14 protein-coding genes are annotated in these 20,398 nt (G+C 71.6%); 2 read left to right on the top strand and 12 right to left on the bottom strand.

All coding sequences use genetic code 11. The features are described from left to right. Window positions 1–128: 128 nt before the first annotated feature. Complete coding sequence (locus tag A6A25_RS08490) at window positions 129–3,059, top strand: ATP-binding protein (protein WP_073887432.1); 2,931 nt, start codon at window positions 129–131, stop codon at window positions 3,057–3,059. On the opposite strand, the gene A6A25_RS08485 is transcribed toward A6A25_RS08490, so the two are convergent. The 8 genes from A6A25_RS08485 to A6A25_RS08450 all read right to left on the bottom strand — a co-directional run bounded on the left by A6A25_RS08485 (window position 3,044) and on the right by A6A25_RS08450 (window position 10,235). Then, entirely contained in the window at window positions 3,044–3,886 is an 843-nt protein-coding gene (locus A6A25_RS08485) for an ABC transporter permease (protein WP_073887431.1), read from the bottom strand. The genes A6A25_RS08490 and A6A25_RS08485 overlap by 16 nt on opposite strands. After that, a complete protein-coding gene (locus tag A6A25_RS08480; protein WP_143193025.1) occupies window positions 3,883–4,833 on the bottom strand; it encodes an ATP-binding cassette domain-containing protein in 951 nt (316 codons plus the stop codon). Before A6A25_RS08480 ends, A6A25_RS08485 begins: the two co-directional genes overlap by 4 nt. A 13-nt stretch (window positions 4,834–4,846) precedes the next feature. Further along, on the bottom strand, window positions 4,847–5,395 hold the full coding sequence (locus tag A6A25_RS08475; protein WP_073887429.1) for an NADPH-dependent FMN reductase: 549 nt from the start codon (window positions 5,393–5,395) through the stop codon (window positions 4,847–4,849). Window positions 5,396–5,583: 188 nt separating this feature from the next. Next, window positions 5,584–6,447, bottom strand: a complete 864-nt coding sequence (hisG, locus tag A6A25_RS08470; protein WP_073887428.1) for an ATP phosphoribosyltransferase — start codon at window positions 6,445–6,447, stop codon at window positions 5,584–5,586. 175 nt (window positions 6,448–6,622) lie between these two features. Further along, on the bottom strand, window positions 6,623–7,750 hold the full coding sequence (locus tag A6A25_RS08465) for an acyltransferase family protein (RefSeq protein ID WP_083668143.1): 1,128 nt from the start codon (window positions 7,748–7,750) through the stop codon (window positions 6,623–6,625). A 49-nt stretch (window positions 7,751–7,799) separates the two neighbouring features. Beyond that, window positions 7,800–8,507 carry a GNAT family N-acetyltransferase gene (locus A6A25_RS08460; protein ID WP_073887426.1) on the bottom strand — a complete coding sequence of 236 codons (708 nt, stop codon included), beginning with the start codon at window positions 8,505–8,507 and terminating at the stop codon, window positions 7,800–7,802. 64 nt (window positions 8,508–8,571) lie between these two features. Further along, entirely contained in the window at window positions 8,572–9,150 is a 579-nt protein-coding gene (locus A6A25_RS08455) for an FMN reductase (protein ID WP_073887425.1), read from the bottom strand. After that, window positions 9,147–10,235 carry an LLM class flavin-dependent oxidoreductase gene (locus tag A6A25_RS08450; protein ID WP_073887424.1) on the bottom strand — a complete coding sequence of 363 codons (1,089 nt, stop codon included), beginning with the start codon at window positions 10,233–10,235 and terminating at the stop codon, window positions 9,147–9,149. Before A6A25_RS08450 ends, A6A25_RS08455 begins: the two co-directional genes overlap by 4 nt. Window positions 10,236–10,379: 144 nt before the next feature. On the opposite strand from A6A25_RS08450, the gene A6A25_RS08445 reads away from it, so the two are divergent. After that, window positions 10,380–11,444 carry an acyl-CoA dehydrogenase family protein gene (locus tag A6A25_RS08445; protein ID WP_073887563.1) on the top strand — a complete coding sequence of 355 codons (1,065 nt, stop codon included), beginning with the start codon at window positions 10,380–10,382 and terminating at the stop codon, window positions 11,442–11,444. Window positions 11,445–11,975: 531 nt separating this feature from the next. Here the strand turns inward: A6A25_RS08445 and A6A25_RS08440 are convergent. From A6A25_RS08440 to A6A25_RS08425, 4 genes are read right to left on the bottom strand one after another with little or no spacing between them, the layout of a single operon-like run. Then, a complete protein-coding gene (locus A6A25_RS08440; protein WP_143193024.1) occupies window positions 11,976–12,662 on the bottom strand; it encodes a hypothetical protein in 687 nt (228 codons plus the stop codon). A 50-nt stretch (window positions 12,663–12,712) separates the two neighbouring features. Next, complete coding sequence (locus tag A6A25_RS08435; RefSeq protein WP_198932612.1) at window positions 12,713–13,384, bottom strand: class I SAM-dependent methyltransferase; 672 nt, start codon at window positions 13,382–13,384, stop codon at window positions 12,713–12,715. A 25-nt stretch (window positions 13,385–13,409) separates the two neighbouring features. Next, entirely contained in the window at window positions 13,410–16,811 is a 3,402-nt protein-coding gene (locus tag A6A25_RS08430; RefSeq protein ID WP_073887422.1) for a DNA topoisomerase (ATP-hydrolyzing), read from the bottom strand. Between the two features lie 30 nt (window positions 16,812–16,841). Beyond that, window positions 16,842–20,336 carry an ATP-binding protein gene (locus A6A25_RS08425; protein ID WP_073887419.1) on the bottom strand — a complete coding sequence of 1,165 codons (3,495 nt, stop codon included), beginning with the start codon at window positions 20,334–20,336 and terminating at the stop codon, window positions 16,842–16,844. Window positions 20,337–20,398 lie beyond the last annotated feature (62 nt).

Genomic DNA, 20,398 nt, shown 5'->3' with positions numbered 1-20,398 from the left:
CCCTCCCGGTGACGGAGGACGGCGCCGGCGGACGGTCAGCGGATTCGCACGGGTGAGCGAATCCGAAGCGGGTCGGATCGCCTGGATGCCGGTTCGTTGTCGGTGTGATGCGTTAGGTTTCAGCTGCCATGCGACTCATCGGACGTGATCATCCAGCCGGGGTGCTGCGCGCGGAAGTGGAGCGTGCGGTCGGGAGCCACGGCGGGTTGGTGCTGGTCGCCGGTGAGGCCGGGATCGGGAAGACGACCTTGGTGACCGGGGCGGCCGGGCAGGCGCGGCGGTCGGGGGCGTTGGTGCTCGGCGGGTCGTGTTGGGACTCCGACAGCGCGCCCGGGTACTGGCCGTGGGTGCAGGTGATCCGGGGCTTGCGGCGGGCGGTGACGGCGCGGGAGTGGGAGTCGGTCGACCCGGGGCCGTTGGCGGTGCTGTTGGGCGAGGCGCCGTCGGAGCACACGCCGGAGAGCTTCCCGTTGTTCGACGCGGTGACGTCGGCGTTGGTGGCCGTGTCGCACCAGCGGCCCGTGGTGGTGGTGCTGGAGGACTTGCACTGGGCCGATCCCGCGTCGTTGAAGTTGTTGGAGTTCGCGGCGCAGCACACGTGGTTCGAGCGGGTGCTGGTGATCGGGACCTATCGCGACACGGAGGTCGACGCGGAGGACCACCCGTTGCGGCCGTTGATGACGCCGTTGCTCGGTCGTGCGGCGACGGTGGCGTTGACGGGGTTGTCGCCGGGTGAGGTCGGTGAGCTGATGACGCGGACGGCCGGGCGCGAGCCGGACGCGGACCTGGTGGCCGAGGTGCATTCGAGGACGGGCGGTAATCCGTTCTTCGTGGAGCAGACGGCTCGGTTGTGGCACGGCGGCGGGCCGGTGACGGCGATCGCGCCGGGGGTGCGGGACGCGTTGCGGCGCCGGTTGTCGTTGTTGCCCGCGCAGGTCGGCGAGTTGTTGACCACGGCGGCCGTGGTGGGGCGCGAGTTCCACCGGAGGGTGTTGGCGGCGGTGGCGTCGTTGCCGGTGCCGGCGGTGGACCGGTTGCTCGACCAGGCGGTGCAGGCACGGTTGGTGGTCGGGTCGGGTGGCGGTCGGTTCTCGTTCGCGCACGACCTGGTGCGCGAGACGTTGTACGGGGCGCTGTCGGATGTGGACGCCGCGCACGCGGCGGTGGTGCGCGCCTTGGACGGTGAGCCGGCCGAAGAAGTGCTGCCGGCGGACCTGGCGCGGCACGCGCACCTGGCCGGTGAGCGGCTGGACCCGGACCGGGCGGTGGACCTCATCGTCGCGGCGGCGCGGGACGCCAGTCGGCGGATGGCGGTCGAGGAGGCCGCGGGGCACTACCGGCGGGCGTTGGAGCGGGCCGCGGGCGCCCGGCGGCGGATCGCGGTGGCGTTGGAGCTGGGCAACGAGCTGTACCACTGCGCCGAGCCGGTGGAGGCGCAGCGGGTGTTCGACGAGGCGGCGGCACTGGCGCGGGAGCTGGACGACCCGGAGCCGTTCGCGCGGGTGGCGTTGGCCGTGTACCGGTTCGCCGAGGACGAGGACCGCGCCGGCGTGGTGGTGCGGGAGGCGTACGACAGGCTGATCGGGCCGCCACCGGACGTGCCGACGGAGGTGCTGGCGCGGGAGATCAGCCTGCACGCGATCGAGGCGGCGAGGGGTGGCGGTGACGACGACGCGCTGGCCTCCGGGTTGTGGGCGGTGCACGACACCACCTGGGGCATCGGGAACGCGGAGCAGCGGCTGGCGTTGACCGATGAGCTGATCACCGTCTCGCGGCGCAGCGGGGCGCAGACCGGGGAGTACTTCGCCACCTCGTTCCGGTGGGTAGCGCTGGTGGAGCTCGGCGATCCGCGCTACCTGGACCAGGTGCACTCGTTCGTGGCGCTGTCGGAGCGGCTCGGCATGACCCGGTTCGCGTTCTCGGCGGCGATCGACCAGTCGATCATCGCCGTGCTGCAGGGCCGGTACGCCGAGGCGGAGGCGTTGCTGGTGAAGGCGACGGAGCTGGGTGCGAGCAGCCACACCGGGTTCCGGCTGATGTACCTGCACCTGTGGTGGGCGTTGCGGCTGTCGCAGGGCGAGTTCGCCGCGCTGGACGAGCTGATGCCGGAGCTCCTCGCGAGCAACCACCCGTTCCCCGGCCTGCTGACCGGCATCGCCGCCGTGGAGCGGGGTGACGTGGCGGGCACGCCGGTCCAGCTGGGCCAGGCCGCGCAGGACGACCGCAACCAGCTGTCGTTCGAGGGGCTGTGGCTGCGGTTCCAGGCGCAGTTCGCGCACGCGGCGGGTGATCGGGAGCTGGCCGCGCGGGTGCGGGAGCGGTTGGCGCCGCACCGGGGCAAGTGGCTGGTGTCGCTGTACGGGTGCGACATCAGCGGGCCCGTCGACCTGTGGCTCGGGCTGGTGGACCTGGTGCTGGGCCGGTGCGACGAGGCGGTCGAGGAGCTGACCGCGGCGCAGCGGTCGGCCGAGCGGATGCGGGCCGTGCCGTGGGCGGAGCGGGCGAGGCGCCACTTGGCGGAGGTGCCCGCGTCGGAGGTGGTGCGGGGCGTCGAGTTCCGGCGTGACGGCGACGTGTGGGCGTTGTCGTACGACGGGGTCACGGTGCGGATGCCCGACTCGAAGGGGCTGCGCGACCTGCACGTGCTGGTGAGCAGCCCGGGTGAGCCGGTGGCGGCGGTGGCGCTGCTCGCGCCGGAGGCGGTGGCGTCGGCACGGCTGGGTGGTGACCCGGTGTTGGACGACGAGGCGAAGGCGCGGTACCGGCGCAGGTTGGCGCGGTTGGACGAGGAGATCGACCACGCGGTCGATGACGAGCGTGCGGCGGTCCTGGATCGGGAGCGCGCCGCCCTGCTGGACGAGCTGCGCGCCGCGGCGGGGTTGGCGGGGCGCACCCGAAGGCTCGGTGATGAAGCCGAACGGGCCCGCAAGGCGGTCACCGCCCGGATCCGGGACGCGTTGCGGAAGTTGGACGGACGCCACCCCGGTCTCGCGGCCCACCTGCGGGAGACCGTGTCGACCGGGGCGACGTGCGTCTACTCAGGTCACTTGCGGTTGTAGAGGCGCATCGTCCAGGCGCCGAAGACGACGGTGAAGAAGACGCCGTAGCCGAGCGTCCAGAGCATGGCGTCGTTGTCGAAGCCACCCGCCATGAGGGCGCGGACCGCCTCCACCAGCTTGCTGATCGGGTTGACGTTGACGAACGGCTGCAGCCAGCCCGGCATCGTCGCCGGGTCGACGTAGACGTTGGACAGGAACGTCAGCGGGAACAGGACCAGCATGCTCACGCCCATCACGGACTTCTCGCTGCGCATCAGCAGGCCGAGCATGGTCCAGATCCAGGAGAACGCGAACGAGAACGCCACCAGCACCGCCACGCCGAGCACGACGCCGACGAACCCGCCGTCCGGCCGGAACCCGAGGATCAGGCCGACGACCATGATCACGGTGGACGCCAGCACGTACCGCAGCAGGTCACCGAGGATGTAGCCGACCATCGGCGCGGGACGCCAGATCGGCAGCGTGCGGAACCGGTCGAACACGCCCTTCTCGATGTCGGTGTTCACCGCGATGCCCGTGTACATGGTGATCATGACGACGCTGGTCACCGTGATGCCGGGCAGCAGGTACTGGATGTACTCCCCCGGCGACCCGGCCAGCGCGCCGCCGAACAGGTAGGTGAACATCAGGATCATCATGATCGGGAACGCGGTGACGTCGAACAGCTGCTCGGGCACGTGCTTGATCTTGAGCACGGCACGCCAGCCGAACGTGAGCGACGCCGACAGCGCGCTCGGGCGGCTCGGCTGCGTGGTCTCCAGCAGCACCGCCGCCAGGTCCTCCGCCTTGGGCGCGGGCAGGAGTTCGGCTTCCTTGGTGACGGTCACGCCGCCGCCTCCTTCTTCTTGTCGGTGAGGGCCAGGAAGACCTCGTCCAGGCTGGGCTGACCGAGGGAGAACGTGTCGACGGTGATGCCCTCGCGGGCGAGCTGGGCCAGCGCCTCGGCGGCCTGCTCGGTGGCCCGGCCGGACAGCCTCGCGGTGAGTGCCACCGGGTCGGCGTCGAGCTGCACGTCGGTTTCCAGCGCGCGGGCCAGGACCTGCTGGGCCCGGGGACGCTGGTCGGCGTCACGCAGCCGCAGGTGCACCGCGCCGACGCCGACGGACGCCTTCAGCTCGCCCTTGGTGCCCTCGGCGATGACCTTGCCGTGGTCGATCACCGCGATGCGGGACGCGAGCTGGTCGGCCTCGTCCAGGTACTGCGTGGTCAGCAGCACGGTGGTGCCGTGCGCCACGACCGCGCGGACGATGTCCCACACCTGGTTGCGGCTGCGCGGGTCCAGGCCGGTGGTCGGCTCGTCCAGGAACAGCAGCTTCGGCGTGTTGAGGATGCTGGCCGCGATGTCGAGCCGGCGGCGCATGCCGCCCGAGTAGTGCTTGACCTGCTTGGCGGAGGCGTCGGTGAGGCCGAACGCCTCCAGCAGCTGCGCGGCCCGTGACCGGGCGTGGGCGCGGGAGTGGCCGAGGAGCCTGGCCAGCAGGATCAGGTTCTCGGTGCCGGTCAGGTCCTCGTCCACGGAGGCGTACTGGCCGGTGAGGCTGACCAGTTGGCGGACCGCGTTCGGGTCGGCGCGCACGTCGTGGCCGAACACCCGTGCCTCCCCGTCATCGGGGCGCAGCAGGGTGGCGAGCATGCGGACCGTCGTCGTCTTGCCCGCGCCGTTCGGGCCGAGCAGGCCGTACACCGTCCCGGCGGGCACGGTCAGGTCGACGCCGTCCACCGCTCGGGTGTCGCCGAAGACCTTGACCAGGCCCGACGTTTCGATGGCGTTCATGGTGTTCCTTCCCCTAGGAGACGTACGGGCGTCGGGTGCGGGCATCTTTCAGGGCCGACGCCCACCAGGTGAGCTGGTCGAACATCGCTTCCGCGGCACGGCGGCGGTGCTCGGTGTCGAGCGGTTCGTCGACGAGCAGGTTCACGCCGACGTTCGTCCGCACTGTCATGACGTGCAACTCGGTGAAAACTGATCGCAGGTGCTCCACCGCGTGGAAGCCCTCGGAGCGGTAGCCGTAGGAGACGAACCCGACGGGCTTGGCGTGCCACTCGTCGTAGGCGTAGTCGATGGCCTGCTTGAGGGAGGCCGGGAAGCTGCGGTTGTACTCGGGCGTGACGACGACGAACCCGTCCGCGGCCGCCACCTGGCCGGTGAACCGCCGGATCTCCGGGGTGGGCCGGCCCGGGTAGCCGGGCGGGAAGTCGTAGTCGGCCAGGTCGAGCACCACCGGCTCGACGTCGTCGCGCTGTGCCGCGACGTCGGCGATCCAGCGGCCGACCCCGTCGCCGACGCGTCCCTCCCGGGTGCTGCCGATGATCACGGCGATGTGCAGCGGCCGCATGCGCCACCTCCTCTCACCGGGGAGGCGCGAGATCGCCCGCCAGACCGGATCTAGCACCCGCGTGTCCTACGCCCAGAACGCGCGTGTCCTACGCCCAGTACGCGCGAGGTGACCGCCCGGAACGCGGAACTCCACGCCTCCGCACACCGTGACGTGCGGAAACGTGGAGTTCAAGGTTGGGGTTCGCGCTAAATGCGGCAGGTGTCGAGGGAGCTGACCAGGATCGCGCGGGCACCCACGCGCCACAGCTCGTCCATGATGAACGGCGCGTCGTCGCGCGGCACGAGGGAGCGGACGGCGACCCAGCCCTCGCGGGCCAGCGGCGAGACGGTCGGCGACTCGATGCCGGGCACCAGCTTGAAGGCCTCCTCCTGCGCCTCGACCGGGCAGTCGAAGTCGAGGATCACGTAACGGCGGGCGATCAGCACGCCCTGCAACCTGCGGTGCAGGATCTCGACCGCGCGCACCGCGTCCGGCGCGTCGGCGACGGTGTCGCCCTGGATCAGCACGGCCTCGGACTTGAGGATCGGTGAGCCGAACGTCTCCAGGCCCGAGGTCTTCAGCGTGATGCCGGTTTCCACCACGTCGGCGATCGCGTCGGCCACGCCCAGCTCCACGGCGGTCTCCACGGCGCCGTCGAGCCGCACGAGGTGCGCCTTGATGCCCAGGTCGGACAGGTGGTGCTCGACCAGGTTCGGGTAGCTGGTCGCGATCCGCCTGCCCTCCAGGCCCGCGGCGTCGTGGATGCCGCCCGGCTTGGACGCGAAGTAGAACGACGCCCGGCCGAAGCCGAGCGGCAGGATTTCCTTCGCCGACACGGTGGAATCGAGCAGCAGATCACGACCGGTGATGCCGACGTCCAACGACCCCTCGCCCACGTACACCGCGATGTCGCGGGGACGCAGGAAAAAGAACTGCACATCATTTGCCGGGTCCGCCACGATCAGCTCACGGCCGGACCTGTTCACCCGGTAACCCGCTTCGGCCAGCATTTGCGCCGCGGGAGCACTCAACGAGCCCTTGTTGGGCAGGGCGAAGCGAAGAGGAGCCATGGCGCGCAGTCTCCCACACCGGGGCGCCCACCCCCGTCCCGGGTATGCCCAGGTGTCCCACGGTGTGGAAACCACGCGGTGTGGTGCGCGCGTCACCCGTCCGTGCTTCCCACCACGTGAACACCGGCCACCAGCCGGCGCTATTTAACGCATTCGCCACCGACAGTCAAATACATTAGAGAAAGCGTGCGAGCGTGGTCCGGGTGGCCAATAGCCAGCCGGCCCCGAAAGACACCGCGATCGCGACCGCCGCCACCAGGAATGCTTTCACCTCGGCCGGGAACGGCAGCGGCCTCGCGGCCACGGCGAGCACGATCAGCACCGGTCCCTGGATGAAGAACGCGGCGAACGCGCCGCGCGCGAGCGCCACCGCCAGCGGGCCGTCCCGGGTGAGCCTGCGCTGTGCCCAGCCGAGCAGCCACACCGACCCGCCGACCACGAGCACCGCCTCCACCGCGGCGAACAGCAGCGCCTGCCACCGCCAACCGCCGAGGAACGGGTCCGCCTGGCCCGCGAGGTCGGACACGCCCAGGGCGACGGCGGCCACCGGCACGGACGCGATGGTCAGCGCGGCGACCACCCGGCTGCCCCGCCACAGCCGTTCCGGCACCCGCTGGGCCAGACCCGAGCGCGCGCCCACGATCCCGAGGCCGAACATCGCGATCAGCTGCGGCCACCACCAGACGTGCAGGTCGCCGATCTGGCCGCTGCGCGCAGGGAACCACAGCCGGACCGCGAACGTGCTCACCACGACGCCGGCGGTGACCGCGACCAGGTGCCCGCCGGTCAGCACGAGCGGCTCCGGCCGGGGCCTGCCGACCAGCGCGTACGCGATGGAGAACAGCAGCAGGATCTCGACGAACCACAGCGAGCCGGAGTCGAGCAGCGGGTCGCGGTGCGTGAACACCCACCACGGCGTGACGTCGTGCCCGGCGGCGCGGTAGGCCACCCACAGCGTCAGCGGCCACACCAGCAGAGCCGACAGCGCGAACGGGATGCCGAGGCGGACGAGCCGGTCGCGGATGAACCGGCCGGCGCCCTTGCGCGCCAACGACGCCGGGGTGAACAGGCCGGACAGCAGGTAGAAGGTGCCCATCAGGAACAGCCCGGACGGGCCGAGGACGGCGGCGAGCACGGCCTCGACGTGCGGCTCGAAGGTGACTTCGTTGACCTCGTCGTACGGCCACCCGCCCACCGCCGAGTACCCGAGGAGCGCGTGCCCGCCGATCACCCAGGCGACGAGCAGCACCTTCAGGTTGTCCACCGCGGCCAGCCGGGACCGCTGCCCCACCTCTGCGGTCATCCTCCCAAGGTAGCCGCTCGGAGCGGGAAGAAGTCCGCCGGAATCGGCGTCAGCCCCCGTTGGACCACCAGGTGGCGTGCGTGACGATCGAGAAGCCCAGCGACTCGTACAGCGGCAGGCCCGCCTTGGTCGCGCTGAGGGTCATCGGCATCCCGAACTCGTCGATCACCGCGTGCATCAGCGCCCGGCCGACGCCGCGTGAGCGGTGCTCGGGCAGGGTCGTCACCCAGTACACGCCGACCGCGTCGTCCGCCTCGACGGTCAGGCACGCGCCGGCCACGACGCCCTCGCGCCACACCGTGCGCACCCGGAAGTCCGCGCGGTCCTTCAGAGCCGACGGCAGCGCGTTGCCGGTCGGGAAGCCCGGCATGGGGAAGCCGTCGACCACGACCTGCTCGGCGACGGCCCACTCCTCCGTCGTGCGCGCCTGCTTGACCTCGAGCGCGGGCGGCGGCCCGGGGTGGGCCGGCCGGAACATCACCGGCAGGTGCCGTGCGGTGAGACCGAGGGCCGCGCCGTCGATCGTGCCGAACGAGTCCTCGACCACGACCCGTGCCTCGGCGCGCTTCACCAGCAGTTCCAGCTCGGCGAAGTCGTCGGGGTCGGGGTCGGGGCGCACCGCGAGCACGCGCAGCAGGGTCGGCCCGCTCATCGCCCGGAACGAGGGGCGGGTGATCAGGTCGTGCCCGCGGGTGCGGGCGAGCGCGGTGGTCAGGACGGCGGCGTTGCGCACCGCGAGCTGCAGCGAGGCGGACATGGGCCGAACCCTATTCGGCGTCCCGACCGCTGGTCAGGTCCATTTCCGCCTCGCCGCGTGGGCCCTACCGCCCGGCGAGCAGCTGGTCGAACGGCACGAAACCGTCGTGGGCGGGCTTCACCGGTGCCCGGCCGACGAGCAGGTCGGCCAGCTCCCCCGCGGCTCGGTCGACGCGGCCGGGCAGCCCGTCCGCGCCCCAGTCGGACGAGGCGGCGTACACGCCGGTCGGCACGACGATCGCCCGGAGGTAGGCGAACAGCGGGCGCAGCGCGTGGTCGAGCACCAGCGAGTGGCGCTCGGTGCCGCCGGTCGCGCCGATCAGCACCGGCTTGCCCACCAGCGACTCCGGCTCCAGCACGTCCACGAAGGACTTGAACAGCCCGCTGTAGGACGCGTTGAACGTCGGCGTCACGGCGATCAGCGCGTCCGCGCCGACCGCCGACTCCACCACCTCGCGCAGCCGGGCGCTCGGGAACCCGGTGACGAGGTTGTCCGCGATGTCGCGCGCCACATCCCTCAGGTGCACGGTGCGCACCTCCAGGTCGGGCACGAGCCGTTGGGTGGCCTCGGCCAGCCGGGTCGCCAGCAGTTGGGTGGACGAGGGCGACCCGAGCCCGGCCTGGACGACGGTCAGCGTCGTCATCGGCTGTTCGCCTCCTGGGTGGCCGCCTTCAGCAGCGAGGAGTGGGTGGGGGCGTCAGGCACGTCGGCCGGGCGGCCGACCGCGAACTCGCGGCGCAGCGTCGGCACGATCTCGCCGAGGAAGTCCAGCTGCTCCAGCACGGTCTTCAGCGGCAGGCCCGCGTGGTCCATCAGGAACAGCTGGCGCTGGTAGTCGCCGAAGTGCTCGCGGAAGGTCAGCGTCTTGTCGATGACCTCCTGCGGGCTGCCGACGGTCAGCGGGGTCTGCTCGGTGAACTCCTCCAGCGACGGGCCGTGCCCGTACACCGGGGCGTTGTCGAAGTACGGCCGGAACTCGCGCACGGCGTCCTGCGAGTTGCGGCGCATGAACACCTGACCGCCGAGGCCGACGATCGCCTGGTGCGCGGCGCCGTGCTCGTAGTGCTCGTAGCGCTCGCGGTAGAAGGTGATCAGCCGCTGGAAGTGCTCCTTGGGCCAGAAGATGTGGTTGGCGAAGAACCCGTCGCCGTAGTACGCGGCCTGCTCGGCGATCTGCGGGCTGCGGATCGAGCCGTGCCAGACGAACGGCGGCACGTCGTCGAGCGGGCGGGGCGTCGAGGTGAACGACTGCAGCGGCGTGCGGTGCTCGCCCTGCCAGTCGACCACGTCCTCGCGCCACAGCTTGTGCAGCAGGGCGTAGTTCTCGATGGCGAGGTCGATGCCGTCGCGGATGTCCTTGCCGAACCACGGGTACACCGGGCCCGTGTTGCCCCGGCCCATGATCAGGTCGACCCGGCCGTCGGCCAGGTGCTGGAGCATGGCGTAGTCCTCGGCGATCTTCACCGGGTCGTTGGTGGTGATCAGCGTGGTCGCGGTGGACAGGATCAGCCGCTCGGTGCGTGCCGCGATGTAGCCGAGCATGGTCGTCGGCGACGAGGGCACGAACGGCGGGTTGTGGTGCTCGCCGGTCGCGAAGACGTCCAGGCCGACCTCTTCGGCCTTGAGCGCGATGGCGACCATGGCCTTGATGCGCTCGGCCTCGGTCGGCGTCCGGCCCGTGGTGGGGTCGGGCGTCACGTCGCCGACGGTGAAGACACCGAACTGCATGGCCACTCACTCCTCAGGTAGTTGCACTTTCAACTAACCGGCACAACGGTACCGGGTCGTCGGGTATTCCGGGTGTTGTCTGGTGACGCGGAGCACGCCAAGGTGTGTGTCACGGGTCACCGATGGGGGAGGCACGGCACGGTGATGCACGGGTCGGGGCAGCACGAGCTGGTGCGCCGCGCCGCGGGGATCGTCCCGGTCCTGCGCGCGCACGCCGCCTGGGGTGAGGAGAACCGCAGGCTGCACGAGGGCGCGTTGGAGGCGATGGCCGACGCGGGCGTGCTGCGGCTGCGGGTGCCCGCCGAGCACGGCGGCCACGAGGCGGACCTGGCCACGGCGGTCGGCGTGATCGCCGAGCTGGCGCGCGGTGACGGGTCGGCGGCCTGGACGGCGGCGGTGTGGGCCATCTCGACGTGGGTGGTCGGCCAGTTCCCGGCGGACGTGCGGCGCGAGGTGTTCGCCAAGCCGGACGTGCGGGTCACCGGCATCCTCAGCCCCACCGCGACGGCCGAGCCGGTCGGCGGCGGCGTGCTGGTCAACGGGCGGTGGGCGTTCACCACGGGCGCGCCGCAGAGCCACTGGGCCGTCAACGCGGCGGTGTTGCTGCCGGACCGGGTGCCGGTGGCGTTGGCGATCCCGCTGGTGGACCTGGAGGTCGTGGACGACTGGCACACCACCGGCCTGCGCGCGACCGGCAGCGTGACCACGGTGGCCAAGGACGTGTTCGTCCCGGTGGAACAGGTGCTGCGGCTCGCGCCGGTGCTGCGCGCCCACCCCGACGCCGCCGAGCCGATGTTCCGAGCGCCGTTCATGCCCGCGGCCTGCGCCACGGTCAGCGCACCCGCAGTCGGCCTGGCCCGTGCGGCGGTGGACACGGCCCGCGGGTCGGCGTCGCCGTCCCGGCTCAGGGAGGCGGCGGTGCTGGCCGAGGAGTCCGCGTTCCACGCCCACCGCACCGCCGCCGTGGTCGACCGCAAAGCCGCCGGGGGCGAGGCGTGGACTCTGGAGGACCACGCCGACGTCCGCCGCGACCTCGGCGAGGCGTGCCTGCGGGCCAGGGACGCGGTCGACGTGCTGTGCGGCGACAACCCCGCGCTACACCGCATCCAGCGGGACGTGCACGCACTGAACCTGCACGCGATCCTGCACCCCAACGCGAACCTGGAGCGCTACGGCCCGGTGTTCCTGGGCGGCCGGCAGCAGCCCTGATGCCCACCACCCGTCCGCCGCGGCTGCCGTCGACCCCACCCCGGCCTCCGCACGTCCGGGATCGCTGCGAACGACCTCCGGGTGGTGCTCGCCGGTGGTGCCCCGCGGCTCGCTACTCACCCGGCCCGCGCCCCCGCCCGCCCTCGACCCTCGCGCCCCCATCCGCCCCCGACCCTCGCGCCCGCACCCGTCCCCGACCTCCGCGTCACGGATCCCGGTCGGTCGTCCGGTCGCTACCGCGGCCCGGACGCCCGAGTCCCGCTCCACCGGAGCCCGGACTGGGGCGACGTGGCCAGCGGCCGACGTGGCCAGGGTGGGCCATGGTGCTCCAGGTCCTGACGGTCCTGGTTGGGGGGCACGTGCTGCGACGCCGACGGTTCGGGTGCCGCGCCGCCGCCTCCTTCTTTCCCGGCAACGAAATCGTCGGCAGAAAAGTTGCCGGACCTGATCGATCGACCGGGTGAATCCGGTGCACCGCCGCGGAGCAGGGGCCTGGGTGGCCCTGGGTGAATGGTAGCGGCAGGTTCGTGGTCAGGGGGTCAGGGCGGTCCACTCGGCCGATGACGTGCCGACCAGCGAGCCGTCCGGGCCGTAGATCGAGGTCAGGTTGGTGGCGAGCCGGCCGACTCGCTGGACCTGTTGTGCCACGACGACGTGCGGCTCGCCGAGCTTGACCTGGCCGACCAGGTCGGCGGTCATCCGGGTCAGCACCATCGGGTCGTCGCGGGGGTCGGTGGTCCAGCCGCCCGGGCAGTCCAGGACGCCCCACAGCACTTCCGGGGACGTCTCGTTCGGCACCCACGTGCAGGCGACCGCGCCGGCACGGCCGGGGACGGGGCCGGGGGCGAGGAACAGGCCGTCCTCGCGCTCGTGGCCGCACACGTAGCAAGTGGGGAACGGGTGGTCGTCCCAGCCCAGGTAGCCCTCCATGGCCAGGTCGGCCTCGGCCGGGGACACCGGTGGGACGGCCGGGATCGGTTCGGTGGTCGAGGTGACGGCGGCGACGACCAGTTCGCCGAGCAGCAGCACGGCCTGGTCGGGGCCTGCCTCCAGCCGCATCGGGCGTTCCAGCGGCGGTGGCAGCAGCAGTGAGACGACGGCGGTGCCCTCGGCGGGCGGCGCGAGGCCCGCGAGCATCCCGCACACGTAACCGCCCTGGCCCGACTGCGGCGGACCGTTGAAGCGAGCCGGCACCAGCACTTCGCTCTCGGTGATCACGCCCTGACTCTGCCACGGGCGACCGTCCGCCGTCAGCCGGGCCGCGGCCGTCAGTCGACCCGGCGGGCCACCACCACCGCCGTGCTGCCGCGCCGCCACCGCACCTCGACCTCGCCGAACCCGGCTTCGCGCAACGCGCCGAGGTGCCAGGACGCGGGCGGGTAGAAGTCGGCCGATCCGCCGTCCACCCGGTCGCGCGCGGCGTCGGCCAGTGCGGGGTGTGCCAGCGCCCCGGCCCACCACGCGTGCCACCCGGCCAGGCTGGCGTCACCGGACACCGCGACCGGTCCCTCGGGCATCCGGTCGGCGTTGGCGAACACGCCACCCGGCGCCAGCACCGCATAAACCTCCCGGTACAGCTCCCGCAACCGGTCGGGGCCGAAGCAGTGCAGCGCGGTACCGGCCACCACGGCGTCGAACTGCAGCCCGGTGCCCCACCCGGGCACGCCCAGGTCGGCCGACACCACCGCGATCCGGTCGCCGAGCGCGGCACGGGCGATGGCCAGCAGCACCGGGTCGACGTCCAGCAACGTCACCTCGGCGTTGATCAGACGTGCGGCGATCGACCCGGTACCGCCCGCGAGGTCCAGCGCCCGACGTCCGACGGCGACGTCCGCCAGCACGGCGAACGCCTCGTCCCGGTGCGGCAGGAACGGTTCCTGCCGCACGTCCCACTCCCTGCGCAGCCGATCGGCGTCGGCGAAGCTCAGCTGTGTCGTCACCGACCCAGCTTATCGAAAACGATTGTCAGTCGCGTTCGATCAGGTGGCCCACCACGTCCGGACCGGGGTGCGCGTGCCCCGAACCGTCACGGCGCTCGTCCGGCACCGGCAGCTCCACCGCCGACCCGTTGCGCGCCGCACCCGCCGGCCGAGGACCGACCCAGGCCAACGCCAACGCCGTCTCGCCCTTGAGGAACCGGTGCGCCCGCACCCCGCCCGTGGCCCGCCCCTTCGCCGGGTACGCCGCGAACGGCGTCACCTTCACGCTCTGCCCGGTCGACGTGACCACCATCGGCTCACCGTGCTCGTCGTCGTCCGTGCGCACCGCGCCGAAGAACACCACCCGCGCGTCCGACCCCACGTTGATGCCCGCCATGCCACCACCGCGCAGACCCTGCGGCCGGACCAGCGACGCGGAGTACCGCAGCAGCGACGCCTCCGACGTCACGAACACCAACGTCTCGTCCACGCCGGTCAGCCACGTCGCGCCGACCACCTCGTCACCCTCCTTGAGGGTGATCACCTCGAACTCGTCCGACCGCACCGGCCACTCCGGCGCGCACACCTTCACCGTGCCCTGCCGCGTGCCCAGCGCCAGCCCCGGCGACTCGGTGTCGGTCAACGGCGCGATGCCGACCACCTTCTCACCGGACTCCAGCTCGACCAGCTCGCTCGCGGCCATGCCACCGCTCAACGACACCGTGCCGCTCTGCTCCGGCAACACCGGCAGCGGCAGCACGTCGGTCTTGAACGCCCGGCCCCGGTTCGTCACCAGCAGCACCTGGCCACGGGCGGTCGTGTGCACGGTCGCCGCCACCGCGTCGTGCTTGGTCCGGCCGTTGCGCCGACGCGCCTCCGAGGACTCCTCCGACTCGGCCGCCGTGCGCGCCACCAGACCGGTCGCGGACAGGATCACCTGGCACGGGTCGTCGGCGACCTCCAGCGGCCCGGCCGGCTTCGACGCCGCCAGCACCTCCTTCAGGTCACCGTCGAGCAGCGTGGTGCGGCGTTCCTGCTGGAGGTCCTTGGCCACCTTGCCCAGTTCCGTGGACACGACCTTCTTCAGCACGGCCGGGTCGTCCAGGATCTTGCTCAGCTCGGCGATCTCGTTGCGCAGCTTCTCCTGCTCCGCCTCCAACTCCAACGAGTCGTAGCGGGTCAGCCGGCGCAGCGGCGTGTCGAGGATGTAGGTCGCCTGGATCTCGGAGAGCTTGAACTTCGCCATCAAGCCCTCCTTCGCGGCCGCGGCGTTCTCGCTGCCCCGGATCAGCTTGATCACCTTGTCGATGTCGAGCAGGGCCTTGAGCAGGCCCTCGACCAGGTGCAGCCGGTCCTCGCGCTTGCGCCGCCGGAACCGGGTGCGCCGGGTGACGACCTCGTAGCGGTGCTTGAGGAACACCTCCAGCAGCGCCTTGAGTCCCAGCGTGCGCGGCTGGCCGTCGACCAGCACCAGGTTGTTGATGCCGAACGACTGCTCCATCGGCGTGAGCCGGTACAGGTCGGCCAGCAGCGCCTGCGGGTTCACGCCGACCTTGCACTCGATCACCACGCGGGTGCCGTTCTCGCGGTCGGTGAGGTCCTTGACGTCGGAGATCCCGGTCAGCCGCTTGGACTTCGTCACCTCGTCGGTGATCTTCTCGATGATCTTCTCCGGGCCGACGCCGTAGGGCAGTTCGGTGACCGTGATCGCCTGCCTGCCCCGGCTGCCCTCCAGCAACCCGGTCTCGACCTTGGCCCGCATCCGCACCACGCCGCGCCCGGTCTCGTAGGCCTTGCGCACCTCGTCCAGCCCGAGCAGCACGCCACCGGTCGGCAGGTCGGGGCCGGGGATGAACTCCATCAGCTTGTCCAGCGACGCGTCCGGGTGCGTCACCAGGTACCGCGCCGCCGCCACGACCTCGCCCAGGTTGTGCGGGATCATGTTCGTCGCCATCCCGACCGCGATCCCGGACGTGCCGTTGACCAGCAGGTTCGGGAACGCCGCCGGCAGCACGGACGGTTCCTGCAGCGAACCGTCGTAGTTGGGCCGGAAGTCGACGGTCTCCTCGTCCAGCTCGCCGACCAGCAACATCGCGGCGGGCGACATGCGTGCCTCTGTGTAACGCGAGGCCGCCGGCCCGTCGTCCGGGCTCCCGAAGTTGCCGTGCCCGTCGATCAGCGGCGTGTTGAGCGAGAAGTCCTGGGCCAGGCGCACCATCGCGTCGTAGATCGCGGTGTCGCCGTGGGGGTGGTACTTGCCCATGCAGTTGTGCACGACGAAACCGCTGACGACGAACGCGTGCTCGGGGCTGGCGACGCGGATGTCGTAGGTGGTGTCCGGCGCGACGGGCTCGACCGCCACCACCCGGGGGAACTCCTCGTCGGCGGCGTGCCTGGCCTGGCGGATCACCTGGACCAGGCCGTCCTGGCGCGCCCCGACACCGGTCCAGCGCAGCAGTGCGACTGCGAGCGCGGCGGCGTCGCGGCCGGTGACCGTCAGGGTGGTCGCGTCACGGTCGGTGCGCAGGCCCGAGTCGGCCAGCATCGCGTACTCGGCGTCGCCGCCGGGCAGCGCGATGCCGTCCCGGACGTCGCCGGCGACGACGAACAGGCCCGCCAGGTACGGCGTCCACGCCGAGCGGTCGCGCAGCACGGTGTCCAGTCGGCCGGCCGCCGCTGCTTCGAGCGGGGCGTGCCGGGCGAAGGTGAGGGTGTGGCGGTCGCCGTCCTTCTCGCGGGAGGCGGTGAGGTCGTGGGCGATGGCCCAGCCGTGCGCGATGTCGACGGCCGCCGCGTCGTCGAGTTCGAGGCGCACCCGGCCGTCGGCGAGCACGTCACCGGACGCGGCGACCAGGCCGAGCACGAAACCGGTGGCGTCGCCGTCGGCGAGCAGGGATGCGTGCCGGTCGGAGCTGAAACCGGTGGTGCGGGCGCCGGTGAGGTCGCGGGCGGCGGTCCAGTCGGCGTCGGTCCAGCCGTCGCCGGTGTGGAAGCGCTGGCCGGGGGTGACGAGCATCGAGTGGCCGTCGGACCAGGTGACGCGCACCAGGTCCGACACCGGGTTCTCGTAGACGGCGTCGACCTCGACCGGCTCGCCGCGCCCGTCCAGGACGAGGTCGCCGATCTCGATCTCCTCGATCGGCCGCAGGCCCTCGGGCGTGGACACGAGGGCGCCGCGCACGAAGCAGTCGCCGACCACGCGGGACGACTTCACGTAGGCGCTGGTCGGCCGGTAGCCCTGCTCGTTCATCGAGAACAGGATCCGGCGGTGCACCGGCTTGAGGCCGTCGCGGGCGTCGGGCAGCGCCCGAGAGTGGATCACCGAGTAGGCGTACTCCAGGTAGGAGTCCTCGATCTCGGTGGTCAGGGAGTTGTCGAAGACCTGGGCGCCCGCGTGGTCGAAGGCGGACGGGTCGACCCTGGTCGTGGGGGTCTTGCGGCGTGCCATGGTCGGTCGTTCCCTCGTGTGTCGGGCGTGTCAGACGTCGATCGCGGACTGGTCGACCCGGGCGGCCGACTCGACGAGCCACGCCCGGCGCGGCTCGACCTTCTCGCCCATCAGCAGCTCCAGCGCGGCCTCGGCGGCTTCGGCGTCGTGCATGGTGATGCGGCGCACGGAGCGGGTGGCCGGGTTCATCGTGGTCTCCCACAGCTCGTCGGCGTCCATCTCGCCGAGGCCCTTGAACCGGGGCACCGGCTTGACCACCGTCTTGCCCGCCTTCTCCAGCCGGGCGACCTTCTGCTCCATCTCGCGCTGGCTGAACGTGAAGTGGGTTTCCGGGTTGCGGCCCTTGGTGACGACCTTGTGCAGCGGCGGCATCGCGGCGTACAGCCTGCCGTCCTCGATCACCGGCCGCATGTACTTGGCGAACAGGGTGATCAGCAGGGTGCGGATGTGCGAGCCGTCGACGTCCGCGTCGGCCATCAGGATCACCCGGCCGTACCGCATGGTGGACAGGTCGAACGTCCGCCCGGTGCCCGCGCCGAGGACCTGCACGATGCTGGCGATCTCGGCGTTGCGCAGGGTGTCGGCGAGGCTGGCCTTCTGCACGTTGAGGATCTTGCCGCGCAGCGGGAGCAGCGCCTGGTACTCGGACACCCGCGCCATTCGGGCGCTGTTGTGCACGAAGACGCCCGCGTCGAGCGCGAAGTTGTGGTAACCGTCGACCGTCAGGTCGTAGACGTCCGCCGTTTCGGTGAGCGGATCGACCGCGGCCACCGTGTGGTTGACGTGGGCAGCGGCTTCCCTGAGCCGATCGAGGTCGCCGTCGAAGCCCTCCAGCAGGCGCTCGAACTTCAGTCCTGTGCGGGCGTTGGTCAGGCGGTCCGCCTCGTAGGCCGCGGCGATCTCCGCGTCGGTCAGCGACAGGAACGGCCGCAGCCGCTTGAGCGCGGCCAGTCGCCTGCCTTCGCGCTGCTTGTCGACACGCTCTGCCCGGGGCACCGACTCGACGTAACGGCGCCGCCCTGCCTGCACCTTGGCCAGGTGGTCGTTGTCCGGGTCGAGCATCCGCAGCTTCATCCGCAGTGAGTGCCGCTCGCCGAACTCGGGGTGCTCCTGGTGCCAAGCGACCACCGCGGCCCTCTGGCGCTCACGCTCGGCAGGGTCCGAGAACTGCTCGACCGTCTTCTGGGAGCGCCACGCCAACAGGTTCTCGTCGGCCCATTGCCGCTTGGACCTCTCGCTCCACTCCTCCCGGCGACCCGGCTGGGCGACGAAGAGTCGAACCCGCTCGGCCGCGGCCTCGCGGTGCTCGGGATGAGCCCAGTAGGTCGCCTGGCGCTCGCGCATGCGCTCGGCGTACTGGGTCCGCTCGTCGTCGGTCAGGGACCCGTACCAGTCCTGGAAGCCCTGCTCGATCCGCCGCCGGAACTCCGGGTCGGCGTTCAGCGCCGCCAGCCGCGCCAGGCAGGCCTGGCGGAAGTCCGGGTCCTTCCACTGCGCCGACAGCATCGCCGACTTGAACTCGAGCCCACCCGCGGCCAGCCAGGCCCGGTAGCCCGCGTGGACGTGCTCGCCCATCATCGACGCGTGCAGCGCGGCGTGGTCGTCCCACGTCATCCGGCGGAGGTTGCGCGGGTCGTTGTTCCGCTTGTCGACGTCCACGTGGTGGCGGACGGTGCCGTTGTCGGTGCTGTCGAGGCCGTGGCGGAGGTTGTACGCGTCGGCGAGGTAGTGCGTGTAGACCCACTCCTCGCGGTCGTTCATCCAGACCCGCTCGTAGCCGTCGAGCTTGTCACCCGAGGCTTCGGCCGAGATCGAGCGGTACAGCGGCATCAACGAGTCACCGGGCCGGAGCTGGTCCGCCCGCCGGTACGAGCCGTCGCGGAGCCGGAACAGGTGGTCCGGGGTGCAGCGGACCGATTCACCGCTGTCCAGCGTGACGCGCACCAGCTGCGCGTCGCGCTTGGTCAACCGGGGCTCCACGAGCGGTGCGACGACGACTCGGCCGGCCCTGTTGGTCGTGTAGCCGAAGTGCGTGACACCGCGTTCCCAGTCGGCGGCGAGTTCGGCGAAGCTCATCGCACGGCCAGAAGCCAGCGCCACCAGCGTGTCACCGGTGAAGCAGCCGAGGGCGCTGTCGCCTTCCACCAGGAACAGTTCGCTTCGCGAAACACCTGTGGTGCGGCAGTCGACCAGTTTCGCGGGCATCGCGGCGCCTTCGAGGGCGGTCTTGCGGCGGGCGGCGTCCTTCTGCTGCTTCTGGGTCAGGCGGACACGGGAGGCGTCCACGACCTTCTGCAGGACGATCTTGGCCTCGCCCTTGGTGCGGCGGTCCTCGGTCCAGGCCTTGACGTGCTTCTCGACCACGCCGAGGGCCACCTTGGTGATGCCCGCGGTGGACAGTTCGTCCTTGGTCTGGGAGGTGAACTGCGGTTCGGGGATGCGGACGTGGACGACCGCCGTCATGCCTTCGAGGACGTCGTCGAGGGTCGGCGGGTCTTCTTTGGGCTTGAGCAGGCCCCTGGTCTTGCCGATGGCGTCCTGGATCGCCTTGAGCACGGCGCGGTCGAAGCCGCGGCGGTGGGTGCCGCCGTGCACGTTGCGGATGGTGTTGGTGAAGCACTCGACGGTGCGCTCGTAGCCGGTGCCCCAGCGCAGCGCGATCTCGACCTCGGCGTGGCGCTCCACCTTGGACCGCATGACGCCGTTCTCGTCGGCCGCGTTCTCGTGGTAGACGCCGGTGCCGGTGATGAGCAGGGTGCCGGTGACCGGCTTGTCGCCCGCCGGCGCGAGGTGGTCGACCATGTCGGCCAGGCCGCCCGGGAAGTGGAACGTCTCCTCGCCGATCGTGTCGTCGGTGGCGACGCGCAGCACGTAGGTGACGCCGGGCACGAGGAACGCGGTGTTGCGCAGCTTGGTGCGGACGGCCTCGACGTCGAGCGCGGCGCCGTTCTCGAAGTAGCGGGCGTCGTGCCAGTAGCGGATGGACGTGCCGGTGCGCTTGGTGCGGCCGGTGACGCGCAGGCCGGACTGGCGGGTGAAGTTCGCCTTGGGGCCGGGGCCGTCGAACACGCCGGGGACGCCGTGCGCGAACGACATCTCGTGGGTCTTGCCCTCGCGGCGGACGACGACGTCGAAGCGGTGCGACAGGGCGTTGACGGCGGACGCGCCGACGCCGTGCAGGCCGCCGGAGGTCTTGTAGCCGGAGCCGCCGAACTTGCCGCCGGCGTGCAGCCGGGTGAGCACGAGTTCGACGCCGGACAGTCCGGACTTGGCGTGGGTGCCGGTGGGGATGCCGCGGCCGTCGTCGTCGACCTGGACGCTGCCGTCGGCGTGCAGGGTGACGACGATCTTGGTGGCGTGCCCGGCCACGCCCTCGTCGGTGGAGTTGTCCACCACCTCGGTGAACAGGTGGTTGACGCCCCTGCTGTCGGTGGACCCGATGTACATGCCGGGGCGCTTGCGTACCGCCTCCAGACCCTCCAGGTGGGTCAGGTCGTCGGCCCCGTACAGGATCTCAGCGGTCACCGGGTCGTTCTCCCCAGGTCGTGGCGTGCGTCGAGCGGTTCACGGTAACCGAGGACGGTGCG

It is taken from the genome of Saccharothrix sp. CB00851, assembly GCF_001905065.1.
Lineage (GTDB): Bacteria > Actinomycetota > Actinomycetes > Mycobacteriales > Pseudonocardiaceae > Actinosynnema.
Note: the sequence above shows the minus strand (reverse complement) of the source record. Positions and strands in the feature narration are given on the sequence as shown.

Bases quoted from the DNA above. Each gene is read 5' to 3' on its own strand.
- A6A25_RS08445 (WP_073887563.1), top strand. From the start codon at position 10,380: ATGCACGGGTCGGGGCAGCACGAGCTGGTGCGCCGCGCCGCGGGGATC.
- A6A25_RS08430 (WP_073887422.1), bottom strand. From the start codon at position 16,811: ATGGCACGCCGCAAGACCCCCACGACCAGGGTCGACCCGTCCGCCTTC.
- A6A25_RS08460 (WP_073887426.1), bottom strand. From the start codon at position 8,507: ATGTCCGCCTCGCTGCAGCTCGCGGTGCGCAACGCCGCCGTCCTGACC.
- A6A25_RS08450 (WP_073887424.1), bottom strand. From the start codon at position 10,235: ATGCAGTTCGGTGTCTTCACCGTCGGCGACGTGACGCCCGACCCCACC.
- A6A25_RS08465 (WP_083668143.1), bottom strand. From the start codon at position 7,750: ATGACCGCAGAGGTGGGGCAGCGGTCCCGGCTGGCCGCGGTGGACAAC.
- A6A25_RS08490 (WP_073887432.1), top strand. From the start codon at position 129: ATGCGACTCATCGGACGTGATCATCCAGCCGGGGTGCTGCGCGCGGAA.
- A6A25_RS08480 (WP_143193025.1), bottom strand. From the start codon at position 4,833: ATGAACGCCATCGAAACGTCGGGCCTGGTCAAGGTCTTCGGCGACACC.
- A6A25_RS08455 (WP_073887425.1), bottom strand. From the start codon at position 9,150: ATGACGACGCTGACCGTCGTCCAGGCCGGGCTCGGGTCGCCCTCGTCC.
- hisG (WP_073887428.1), bottom strand. From the start codon at position 6,447: ATGGCTCCTCTTCGCTTCGCCCTGCCCAACAAGGGCTCGTTGAGTGCT.
- A6A25_RS08475 (WP_073887429.1), bottom strand. From the start codon at position 5,395: ATGCGGCCGCTGCACATCGCCGTGATCATCGGCAGCACCCGGGAGGGA.